The sequence below is a fragment of the Nocardia sp. NPDC055029 genome, assembly GCF_053608525.1.
Genome location: NZ_JBSGVQ010000007.1, coordinates 222,442 through 233,328 on the forward strand (window position 1 = coordinate 222,442; position 10,887 = coordinate 233,328).

Annotated in this window: 8 protein-coding genes and 1 pseudogene; 7 read left to right on the top strand and 2 right to left on the bottom strand. The window is 64.9% G+C overall.

Going from position 1 to position 10,887, the window contains the following annotated elements:
- Positions 1 to 122: 122 nt before the first annotated feature.
- Positions 123 to 956: an LLM class F420-dependent oxidoreductase gene (locus ACWF9G_RS09720; protein WP_452514745.1), complete on the top strand. Its 834-nt coding sequence runs from the start codon at positions 123 to 125 to the stop codon at positions 954 to 956.
- 258 nt (positions 957 to 1,214) lie between these two features.
- Here ACWF9G_RS09720 and ACWF9G_RS09725 read toward each other — a convergent pair whose 3' ends face one another.
- Together ACWF9G_RS09725 and ACWF9G_RS09730 are read right to left on the bottom strand one after the other, a co-directional pair.
- Positions 1,215 to 1,649, bottom strand: a complete 435-nt coding sequence (locus tag ACWF9G_RS09725) for a hypothetical protein (RefSeq protein WP_452514746.1) — start codon at positions 1,647 to 1,649, stop codon at positions 1,215 to 1,217.
- Positions 1,650 to 1,807: 158 nt separating this feature from the next.
- Positions 1,808 to 2,211: pseudogene (locus ACWF9G_RS09730) on the bottom strand (transposase); the annotation flags it as partial.
- A 228-nt stretch (positions 2,212 to 2,439) separates the two neighbouring features.
- On the opposite strand from ACWF9G_RS09730, the gene ACWF9G_RS09735 reads away from it, so the two are divergent.
- From ACWF9G_RS09735 to ACWF9G_RS09760, 6 genes are all read left to right on the top strand, one after another.
- Positions 2,440 to 3,894, top strand: coding sequence for a flavin-containing monooxygenase (locus tag ACWF9G_RS09735; protein WP_379309014.1), 1,455 nt, complete (start codon positions 2,440 to 2,442; stop codon positions 3,892 to 3,894).
- Positions 3,895 to 4,120: 226 nt separating this feature from the next.
- Positions 4,121 to 5,020, top strand: coding sequence for a helix-turn-helix transcriptional regulator (locus ACWF9G_RS09740; RefSeq protein WP_379309015.1), 900 nt, complete (start codon positions 4,121 to 4,123; stop codon positions 5,018 to 5,020).
- Positions 5,021 to 5,229: 209 nt separating this feature from the next.
- Positions 5,230 to 6,033 carry an LppX_LprAFG lipoprotein gene (locus tag ACWF9G_RS09745; RefSeq protein WP_452514747.1) on the top strand — a complete coding sequence of 268 codons (804 nt, stop codon included), beginning with the start codon at positions 5,230 to 5,232 and terminating at the stop codon, positions 6,031 to 6,033.
- A gap of 252 nt (positions 6,034 to 6,285) precedes the next feature.
- Positions 6,286 to 7,752: a cytochrome b5 domain-containing protein gene (locus ACWF9G_RS09750; RefSeq protein WP_452514748.1), complete on the top strand. Its 1,467-nt coding sequence runs from the start codon at positions 6,286 to 6,288 to the stop codon at positions 7,750 to 7,752.
- A gap of 15 nt (positions 7,753 to 7,767) precedes the next feature.
- Positions 7,768 to 8,970, top strand: a complete 1,203-nt coding sequence (locus ACWF9G_RS09755; protein WP_379309018.1) for a type III polyketide synthase — start codon at positions 7,768 to 7,770, stop codon at positions 8,968 to 8,970.
- Between the two features lie 11 nt (positions 8,971 to 8,981).
- The gene (locus ACWF9G_RS09760; RefSeq protein WP_452514749.1) at positions 8,982 to 10,838 is read left to right on the top strand and encodes an ATP-binding cassette domain-containing protein; all 1,857 of its coding nucleotides are present in this window, start codon (positions 8,982 to 8,984) and stop codon (positions 10,836 to 10,838) included.
- Positions 10,839 to 10,887 lie beyond the last annotated feature (49 nt).

Here is a 10,887-nt window from a genome sequence, read left to right on the forward strand (position 1 = left end):
CCGCGAGGTCGTCAGCGGCATCGTGGTCGGGAATCGCCGGCGTCCTCACCGCTGCCCGGATTGGGTCGAACTTTGTCGGAGGGATGGGAATAGGACGGGGCGGGTGGACGGTTGCGTCCGGCATGACAAAGCTTGTCGGAGAATACGGTGTGTGGCGCAGGTACACGGGGTTCACCCCGCAGGCCGCGCGGGAGATCGAAGAGCTGGGATTCGGGGCGCTGTGGCTGGGAGGCTCGCCGCCGGCGGATCTGTCGGTAGCCGAATCGCTGCTGGAATCGACGGAATCGCTGATCGTCGGAACCAGCATCGTCAACATCTGGACAGCGCAGGCCGATGAGGTGGCGGAGTCCTTCCACCGGATCGAACAGAGGTTTCCGGGTCGGTTCCTGCTCGGCATCGGAGCCGGTCATCGCGAGGCCAATGGTGCTGACGCGATCAAGCCGTATGACGCCCTGGTGAGCTATCTGGACGAACTCGACGCGGCGGGGGTGCCGAAGGATGGCAGGGCGCTGGCGGCACTCGGGCCGCGAGTGCTGGAACTGGCACGCGACCGGACCGCCGGTGCGCTGCCTTATCTCGCCCCGCCGGAGCACACCCGAATCGCCCACGAGATCGTCGGTGCGGACGCACTTCTTGTCGCAGAGCAGAAGGTGATCCTCGACGGTGACCCCGACCGGGCACGAGCTGTCGCGCGGCAGATGGTCCCGATGTATCTGGGGTTGGTGAACTATGTCAGCAATCTGCGCCGGCTCGGCTTCACCGAGGAGGACCTGGCGACGCCGGGCAGTGATCGGCTCATCGACGTGCTCGCGCTTCATGGCGAACCCGACAGGGTCGCTGCGGGGTTGGCCGAGCACTTGTCTGCGGGGGCAGGCCACGTCGCGATCCAGGTCTTGAACGAGGACTACCTCGCGGATCTGCGCACCCTGGCGACCGTGCTGCCCCTTGCACGGTGAGATGACGGCCGCCGCTCAGTCCGGCGACCCGGGTTGCGTACGACGTTGGCGCCCTACGTCGCCACCGCCACCGCTCGGGAATCCTCCACCCGCTGAACCCATTCGATAGCGGGTGTTCCCGCGCGGGCTGGGATGTGTAACCGCGTGCGTGCAGCTTGCACGCGGTTACACCGGTCGGCAGGTGCGCCTCGGTTTGGCCGCTGAGATGGCGGTGTCGATCGAGATGGAAAGTGAAGAGCATTGGGCTGCAGCATCGGCTCAGACGGAGAACTCGACCTGTCCGGACTCGCCGAGGTGGACGGCATCGACAGTGACGGTGGCGACGAACTGTCCGTGACCCGGCTGGAAGATGGACGACTTGGGGTCGCTCACCCAGGCGCCGGGACCGATGGCATGGACAACGCGGATGCCGGTTTCACTGGTGGTGAGATTCTTCCAGTGCAGGGTGACCTTCAGGCTGCAAGAGCCGACGCCAATCATGTTGGTACTGACGGTGAACGCGGCCGAGTCCGGGTATCCCGGGCCATGCACCGACGAATCGACCACGGCGATACACGCGCCGTTGGTCAGCGAGTAGATCGTCTCGAATTTGCCGCCCGACGCGGCGGACGCGGGCGCCGCTGTCAGGGCGAGAAGGGTGGCCGACGCAAGGGCGCCGCCAGCGGAGAAAGCCGAAGTTCTGGCCGAAATCATCGGAACCCCTGTCGAGTTGGGATGGACGTCAGATCAGGTCAACGATACCGTCGGTGTGACAACCTCGAGGCGAAGCGGCGCAGTCGGTCGCCGATTGTGCCGAGCTCCTGTTGTCCCGTAAGTCCAGGACGGTTACGTCGGCCGCTCCCCGGCCGGGGTCACTGGGCGTGGGCGAGGTTGGTCAGGGTGGCCATGCCCGCCATCGCACAGCCACCACATCGCCACGTAAGCGGTAGTCCCGCAGGATCTTCCAGGCCTCATCCGGGCGAAGACATGTTCGACGCGGGCACGGACCTTGCGGTGGGACTTGTTGTGGTCCTGTTTCCATCCTGGTAGCTCGACACCGGGTACCCGGCGGTGCGGGATGATCAGACCGGTGCCCTGGTAGCCGCCGTCGGCGATCACCACCGCGTTGCGGCAGGTGTGGGCGGCACCGGACTCTTTCCAGGCCCGGCAGTCGTTGCGGTATACCCGGCAACGGCCGCCCGAGCGCGACGACGAGTTCGGTGTCGGCGTCGATATCGACCTGGTGGTTGGTGGAGTACCAGTAGTTCCACGGCCGTCAAATGGTCCGGATTGGCGTGCTGTTGACACGCCGCTACTGTCAAGGACGCAGCCATCCGCCTCCGCACCGGCGTCACCGACATCATGGCCTCATACGGCTAGGATAGACGCAATTCAAATTGTGCGCGTGAGCTCCGGCGGGTTCTCGAAAGCACCTTTCGAGCACCTTCCGTCGCCGCGCATCCGGTGAACACTGTGCATTGCGCGACGGCATCAAGGAGCACGTATGAGCGAGGCCACCCACCTGAATGTTTTGATCGTGGGCGCTGGACTGTCGGGAATAGATGCCGCTGTCCACGTCAGCCGTGCCTTTCCAGCGAAGAGCTATGCGGTGCTGGAACAGCGAGGAGAATTGGGTGGGACCTGGAGTCTGTTCCAATATCCGGGTATCAGGTCGGACTCCGACATGTACACCCTCAGTTTCGGATTCAGGCCGTGGGACGGGGAAAACGCCATCGCGGACGGCGCTGACATCCTGCGCTATCTGCGTGAGACGGCAGCGGAGTACGGCGTGGATCAGCGGATCCGATACCACCACCGAGCTACCAGATTCTCCTGGTCCACAGACGAGAAGTGCTGGACGGTGGCGATCGAACACGTCGATACCGGTGAAACATCGACGCTCACCTGCGACTTTCTGTTCTCCACGAGTGGCTATTACGACTACGACCATGGCTATACACCCGACTGGCCAGGCCTGGACGCCTACCGCGGCACACTGGTGCATCCACAACACTGGCCGAAGGATCTGGACTACACCGGTAAGCGGGTGGTCGTGATCGGTTCGGGCGCTACCGCGGTCACTCTCATCCCATCGATGGCCCGCGAGACTGCACATATCACCATGTTGCAGCGGACGCCCACCTATATCGTGAGCCAGCCTCGAAAGGACCCATTTGCCCAGGTACTGTACAAGATCCTGCCCGGCAAGCTGGCTGCCAAGGTGATCCACGCACGCTATGCCGCCGTGACAATCGGTTTCTACGAGTTCTGTCGCCGTAGCCCCAAGACGGCCAGAGCCTTGTTGGAACGGTGGGCGAGGGTCCATCTACCTGACGGTTTCGACTACGCCAAACACTTGCGCCCACCGTACGATCCGTGGGATCAGCGGCTGTGTGTGGTGCCCGGAGCCGACCTGTTCAAAGCGATCCACAGCCACAAGGTCGACATCGTCACCGACCTCATCGACCGGTTCACCACGAATGGCGTCGCGCTCACTTCGGGCCGCGAGCTCGAGGCCGACATCGTAGTGACCGCCACCGGTCTCGAGGTGGTCCCGATGGGTAAGGCCGAGTTCTACGTCGACGGTGAGCAGATCGAACTGGGCAATACGTTCACCTACAAGGCGATGATGCTCAGCGACGTCCCGAACTTCGCCTTTGTCGTCGGCTATACCAATGCTTCCTGGACTCTGAAGGCGGATCTGGTCTGCGAGTACGTCACGCGATTGCTCGACTACATGGACCAGCACAACCTGAAGGTTGTCGTCCCGCGGCTGGCGGAGGGTCTCGAGCCGAAGCCGTTGCTCGACCTCACCTCGGGCTACCTGCAGCGCGCGGCCGGCAAACTACCCGTCGCCGGTGACCGCGACCCATGGCGGCTGAAACACAACTGGTACTTCGACAAGAAGGCGCTGCGGCACAGCCGGATCGACGACAGCGTGGTGGCGTTCTCCGAATGAGCCCGCGCCGACCGCGCGCCGCGGCTGACGGACAGGAGGATCCCCGCTGAACCCCGGGTATCACACTGTGCGGCTCACATCTGGGGGCGGTGCGATGCGATGTCGGTGTGCGGGGGACACCGCGGGGCCGACCTTCGACGAGCGGCTGGAGCGACGTAAGCGCTGGCGCCGAAACTGGTATCAGTACCACCTGGATACCAGGATCAGGTTCGGCGACGATGGACCGATGAGTGAAGTGGTCGACATGCGCTCGGTGCGCACCGAGCGCAGGGCGCAGCTCGGCGCGTTCCTCAAGTCGCGCCGGGCAAAGATCGCGCCAGGGGATGTCGGGCTGCCGCCGGGACCGCGCAGGCGCACACCGGGTCTGCGGCGCGAGGAAGTCGCCCAACTTTCAGGCATAGGAGTCACCTGGTACACCTGGCTCGAGCAGGGCAGGCCGATCAATGCCAGTGTCCAGGTGCTCGATGCCGTCGCACGGACGCTGTGCCTTGACCCGGTCGAGAAGGCGCATCTCTACCGGCTCGCCGATGTGCCGTCCGTGCCGAGTTCGGTGGTGCAGTCGGCGTTGCCGCCGGGCCTGCCGGTGATCCTCGATCAGCTCTCGCCGCTGCCCGCGGTGCTGCTCAGCGCGAAATACGATGTGCTGGCGCACAACGACGCCTATCGCGCGTTGTTTCCCCGCTGCGCCGACGGCGAGCAGAACATCCTGCGCCACGTGTTCCTGACCCCGGAGTGCTGCAACCCGTACCGGCACAACGTGCACGACCTGCGTCGCATGGTCGCCTACCTGCGCGGAGCCTACGTCAAGCACCTCGACCACCCGGAGTGGGTGGCCCTGGTCGAGGAGCTGTGTGGGGCGAGCGCGGAATTCGCCGATCTGTGGGCCCGCAACGATGTCGCGGTCCCGGTGAACGTGGTCAAGGTGATCCAGCACCTGGCCGTCGGCACGCTCGCGATGCACATGACGAGTATGTCGCTGCCGGTGGTCGAGGGCGCCTGGATGCAGATCTTCACCCCGGTGGACGCGGCGGCGACGGAGACGATGTCGAGATTGCTCGCGATGACCGACGAAGAGCGGCTGGCACCGGTGGATGAGCATGTCGCGCGCTCGCACGCGCTCGGCTGACCTGCGGCGACAGCCGATTTCCCGGGTCGCTTCAGCGCTGAAAACTCCACCACGCGCTTGCAATCCGCAATCTGCGAACCTCGGGTACTATCGCCGTCGGGGGAGCGCGAGATGTCCGATGGTCTGCTTAGTATGTCGCAGGCACCGGCAGCTTCGGCTGCCTCACCAACGCCATACACGACATCTCCAGGGGATGAAACTTGATCGACATGACACCGCACCCCACCCCCCGGAGCCGCTTCTCGCGGCGCTCCGGCATCACCTCGATCGTCGCGGTCGCCGCTGTCTGCGCGGCCCTCGTGACCGGTTGCAGCACGGATGACGCCGCCACCACGACGGCGCCGCCGACCGGTCAGCTGCCTGATGGCGCGCAGCTCGTGAAGGAGTCGGCGAAGACCACGCAGACCCTGCGTACCGTGCACCTGAACATCGACGTGAAGAACCTGCCGAACCTGCCGGTGGAAACCGTCTCGGCGGACGTCACCAACGAGACCCAGGGTTCCGGCGCCGCGATGGGTGAGGCGAAGGTCAAGCTCACGCCGGAGTCCGCGTTCACCGAGGCGAAGTTCCTTGTGGTGGACAAGGTTCTGTACACCCAGACCGGCGGCCGCTACGTGCCCGCGGGCCCGGCCGAGAAGGTCTACGATCCGGGCGTCATCCTGGACAAGGACAAGGGCATCGCCAACGTGATCGCCAACGTCCAGAACCCCAAGGCCGAGAGCCGTGAGGTCATCAACGGCATCAACACCGTCAAGATCACCGGCACCATCGACGCCGCCGTGATCGACCCGATCGTGCCGCGCGTCGGCGAGAACGCCGGCACCATGCCGATCACCCTGTGGATCCAGGACACCGCCCCGCCTGCCTCCGACTCGACCAAGCCGTCGGATGCCGCGTCCACCGGTGAGGGCCCGAATCTTGTTCGCGCCGTGGTGAAGAGGGACCAGGGCGAGGTCACCGTCGGCCTGTCCAACTGGGCCAAGCCGGTCAACATCGTCAAGCCCGCAGGCTGATCCGAGCCGGTCGAACCGGTTCTACCCACACCGGTCCGGGGACCGCGGAACCTGGCACGCAGTGCCGTCCGCAGCCCCGGGCCGGTGTGTCGTCTGGGTGTCGCCTGCGGTAACTCGAGCTCCGAACGCACGCACGCACAACCAATAAGAGAATGTTCAGCGAGATGCAAGGCGCCACAAGGACTATACGTGTCGGGACGCTGGTCGGCAGGCAACACGCATCGAACGCCGATCGACACGGAGGAAGAACAAATGACGATCGATGATCGACCTGATGAAGAGGAGCGCGAGCTCCCGCCACCGCCCGGCCCTGGGGGTCGGCCTCCCGTCAACAACGTATGGGTTTATAACGGCAGAGCCTACGACCTGAGTGACTGGATCTCCAAGCATCCAGGCGGTGAATTCTTCATCGGCCGCACGAAGAACCGTGACATCACCTCGATCATCGGTTCCTACCACCGTGATCCGGAAAAAATCGCGCGGATGATCGAGCGTTACAGCCTCGGTCGCGATGCCACTCCCGAAGACATCCACCCGAAGAACAACGCCCCCGACTTCCTGTTCAAGGAAGGCTTCAACAGCTGGGACGACACCCCGAAGTACAAGTTCGACAACAAGTACGACCTCCTGCACAAGGTCAAGGCCCGGATCAAGGAACCCGAGCTGGCCGCCCGGCTGAAGCGGATGGACCGCGCGTTCGACATCGTCGTCGCGGTGCTGATCTTCCTGTACTTCGCGGTGCAGGGCCTGCGTCTGTGGGACACCAGCTGGATGCCGTTGCCGGTCTTCGTGATCGCGATGGTGCTGCTGCGCAGCTCGCTGGCGGGCTTCGGTCACTACGCCATCCACCGGGCGCAGAAGGGCCTCAACAAGTACGCGGTGAACGCGTTCGACATGAACTATGTCGCACTGTCTTTCGTCACCGCCGACGGCCACGCGCTGCTGCACCACCCGCACACCCAGAGTGAAGTCGACATCAAGAAGAACGTCTTCACGATGATGATGCAGGTGCCGCGCCTGTACCGGGTGCCGGTGCACACGGTGCACAAGTTCGGACATCTGTTGACCGGCATGATCATTCGGCTGCTCGACGTCTGCCGGCTCACCCGCAAGGTGGGCATCAAGGACATGTACGGCACCTGGGGTGGCGCGCTGCCGCACTTCATCGGCTCCTTCGGCGTCCGATTCCTGCTGGTTGCCGAGTTCGTGGCCTTCACCGTGGCGGGCGACTTCTGGGCCTGGGCACTGCAATTCGTGATCACGCTGTGGATCAGCACCTTCATGGTGGTGGCCAGCCACGACTTCGAGGTGCCGACCGAAGAACTGCACACCGAGACCGAGGACTGGGCGGTCAACCAGCTCGAGCAGGCCTACGACCTGACCGTGGTCGGCAACAAGTACGTCGACTGCTTCCTCTCGGCCGGTCTGAGCTCGCACCGGGTGCATCACGTACTTCCGTTCCAGCGCAGCGGTTTCGCCAACATCGCCACCGAAGACGTGGTGCGCGAGGAGGCCGCGAAGTTCGGCGTGGAGTGGCTGCCCGCGAAGAGTTTCTTCGGAGATCGTTTCCCCAAGCTGTGCCGGACCTACCTGCTCGCGCCCTCGCGTGAGGCCGAGGAGAACCGGTGGGGATTCGTGCGCGAACACTGCGCACCCACAGCGCTGAAGACCTGTGTGACCTACACGGTGCAGGGCTTCACCGGCATCGGAACCGTCTGACCCGACTCCGTTGCCATGTTCGTATCTGTTTCGAAAGGATTTGTGCCCGTGTCTGTTTCCTTTGACCTGCTCCGCACGGCCGACGTCGAGCGCGGGCACGACCTGCTACCGCCCGCCCCGCCGACCACCGTCGGTGTGATCGAAGCGGTCGCCACCGGTTCCCCCCAGCGCGTGGTCGACCAGGCCGTCAACGCGGGCCGGGTCGCCGAACTGTTCTCCGATCCCGCTCAGCGCCAGCGCATTCCGCGGATCTACCAGAAGACCAGGATCGACACCCGCCATCTGGCGATCGACCCGCTCGACCCGGAGTTCCTCGAGTTCAGCCGCCGCCCCGGCACCATCAGGGAGCGGATGAACCTGTTCTTCGAGTACGCGGCGCCGCTGGCCGTCGACGTCGCCCGCCGCGCCGTCGCCGGACTGGACAACCCCGCCGAGGACATCGGCCAGCTGATCTTCGTGACCAGCACCGGCTTCATCGCCCCCGGCGTCGACGTCGCGGTCGTCAAGCAGCTCGGCCTGTCGCCCAAGGTCGGCCGCATGGTCATCAACTTCATGGGTTGCGCGGCCGCGATGAACGGCATCAGGGCCGCCACCGACTACGTCCGGGCGAACCCGGACAAGAAGGCGATGGTGCTGTGCATCGAATTGAGCTCGGTGAACGCCGTGTTCGACGACGACGTCAACGACGTCATCACCCACAGCCTCTTCGGTGACGGCTGCGGCGCGGTGGTGATCGGCGCCAACCAGGTGCACCAGCCGCTGGCGCCGGGCAGCATCGTGATCCGCGACAGCTTCAGCCACCTGTTCGACGACGCGGAGGACGGCATCGTGCTCGGCATCAAGGACGCGGGCATCACCTGCGAGCTGGCGACGAGCCTGCCCGACTACATCTACCGCGGGGTGGATCCGGTGGTGACCGAGGTGCTCGCGCGCAACGGGCTGGACAAGAGCGATATCGATCTGTGGGCGATCCACCCCGGTGGTCCCCGCATCATCGAGGAGTCGGCCCACTCGCTGGGCATCCCGGCCGAGGCGGCGGCGCCGAGCTGGGACGTACTCGCCGAGCACGGCAACATGCTGAGTGTCTCGCTGATCTTCGTGCTGGAGCGGATGATCCGCGACGCGCAGTCGGCGGCACCGATTTCCACCGGAGTGGCGTTCTCGTTCGCGCCCGGTGTCACCCTCGAGGGCATCGTGTTCGATGTCATCCGCAGCTGAGAGCACACGTCATGCATCTACTCCGATTTCTCGCCGCGCTCTCGCCGGCCAGGATCGCTGCCGTGGTGGTCGCGGGCCTGATCTGCGGTGTGGCCAACACTTATCTGGTGACGCTGATCAACGCGGTCGTCTCGCCGAAGCCGCAGCCTGATCAGCTGTTGCTGCGGTTCGGGCTGACCGGTCTGGTGATCCTGGTCAGTGGTGTCGCCTCGCAGGTGCTGTTGATCCGGTTGTCGCAGGACGCGATCTACCGGCTGCGCAGCGATCTGAGTTCCGGCATCGTCTCCGCGCCGCTGGAACACCTGGAACGGCTCGGTATGCACCGCCTGATGGCGACGCTCACCGAGGACGTGCGTTCGCTGTCGCAGGCGGTGACCGCCATCCCGTCGATCTGCGTCGACGTGGCGACCATCATCGGCTGCTTCGTGTTCCTGTTCATCGTGTCGGGTCCGATCTTCGCGGTGACGGTGGCGGGCACGCTGGTCGGTATCGCGTGTGTCGAACTGGTGCTCAAGCGGGTGCGTGGGATCTACCGCGAGGCTCGCGAGAACGAGGACGCGCTGTTGCGTTCGTTCCAGGCCGTCACGCTCGGCATCAAGGAACTGAAGCTGCACCGTGGCCGCCGCCGGGACTTCATGGACCGGCATCTGCTCGGTTCGGCGGGCACGCTGCGCGATCAGAACACCGACGCGGGCTCGAAGTTCTCCTACGCGCAGGGCTTCGGTCAGGCGCTGCAGCTGGCGACGATGGCGCTGATCCTGTTCGTCGTCGCGGCGGCGCTGGATCTGCCGCGGGACACGATGGTCGGCTACGTGCTGGTCACCACGTTCCTGGCGATGCCGATGCAGAACTTCATGCACCGCATCCCGGATCTGCTGCGTGGTGATGTGGCGCTGGCCAAGATCCGGGCGATGAATCTGTCGATGGAGACCCTGCACGACGAGGAGCTCCTGCCGTACACCGAGCGTCCAGCGGCAGGGGAGGCCAAGCTGGAACTGACCAATGTCAGCTACGTGTACCGCTCCGAGGCTCCGTCGCCGGTTCCGCCGCCGCCCGGTTCGCACCCGGACGGGCCGCCCGAGCGTGGTGGGCATCCGCCGCGTCCCGGGATGCCGCCGCGGGCAGGAAACGGCCACCCCGGTCCCGGTAGGTCGCATCCGGCACACCCCGGTGCGCATCCGGGCGCGGCTCAGCTGGATGTGAACGGTAAGGCCTGGGTCGACCACGGCGGCAACGATGTTCGGCCGCTCGCGCCACCGCCTGGTCGCGACGAGTCCGAGGACGCGGGTTTCCGGCTCGGTCCGATCGACCTGGTTTTCGAACCGGGGCAGATCACGTTCATCGTCGGCGGCAACGGCAGCGGCAAGTCGACGCTGGCCAAGCTCATCACCGGTCTGTACGTACCACGCTCGGGGTCGTTGTCGCTCAACGGGGAGAGGATCGACCACGACAACATCGAGTGGTACCGGCAGAATTCGTCGGCGGTGTTCACCGATTTCCATCTGTTCGAGGACTACCTGGGCTTCGACCGTCCCGGTATCGACGGTGAAGTACAGCGCTATCTGGAGGAGTTGCAGATCGCGCACAAGGTGACCGTGCAGGACGGGCGGCTGTCGACCGTCGACCTGTCGCAGGGGCAGCGCAAGCGCCTTGCCCTGCTCACCGCCTTGCTCGAGGACCGCCAGATCTACGTCTTCGACGAATGGGCCGCCGACCAGGAGCCCCGCTTCCGCGAGGTCTTCTACCGTGAGATCCTCACCGACCTGAAGCGGCGCGGCAAGACGGTCATCGTGATCACCCACGACGACCGCTACTTCGACTGCGCCGACCAGCTGGTGAAGCTCGACTTCGGTTTGGTCGCCGTGTAGTTCACGCACCATGAACGCCGGTCCGTCGAGTTAGGTGTTTTTTATATAC

Bases quoted from the DNA above. Each gene is read 5' to 3' on its own strand.
- ACWF9G_RS09725 (WP_452514746.1), bottom strand. From the start codon at position 1,649: ATGATTTCGGCCAGAACTTCGGCTTTCTCCGCTGGCGGCGCCCTTGCG.
- ACWF9G_RS09720 (WP_452514745.1), top strand. From the start codon at position 123: ATGACAAAGCTTGTCGGAGAATACGGTGTGTGGCGCAGGTACACGGGG.
- ACWF9G_RS09750 (WP_452514748.1), top strand. From the start codon at position 6,286: ATGACGATCGATGATCGACCTGATGAAGAGGAGCGCGAGCTCCCGCCA.
- ACWF9G_RS09755 (WP_379309018.1), top strand. From the start codon at position 7,768: ATGTTCGTATCTGTTTCGAAAGGATTTGTGCCCGTGTCTGTTTCCTTT.
- ACWF9G_RS09740 (WP_379309015.1), top strand. From the start codon at position 4,121: ATGAGTGAAGTGGTCGACATGCGCTCGGTGCGCACCGAGCGCAGGGCG.
- ACWF9G_RS09735 (WP_379309014.1), top strand. From the start codon at position 2,440: ATGAGCGAGGCCACCCACCTGAATGTTTTGATCGTGGGCGCTGGACTG.
- ACWF9G_RS09745 (WP_452514747.1), top strand. From the start codon at position 5,230: ATGACACCGCACCCCACCCCCCGGAGCCGCTTCTCGCGGCGCTCCGGC.
- ACWF9G_RS09760 (WP_452514749.1), top strand. From the start codon at position 8,982: ATGCATCTACTCCGATTTCTCGCCGCGCTCTCGCCGGCCAGGATCGCT.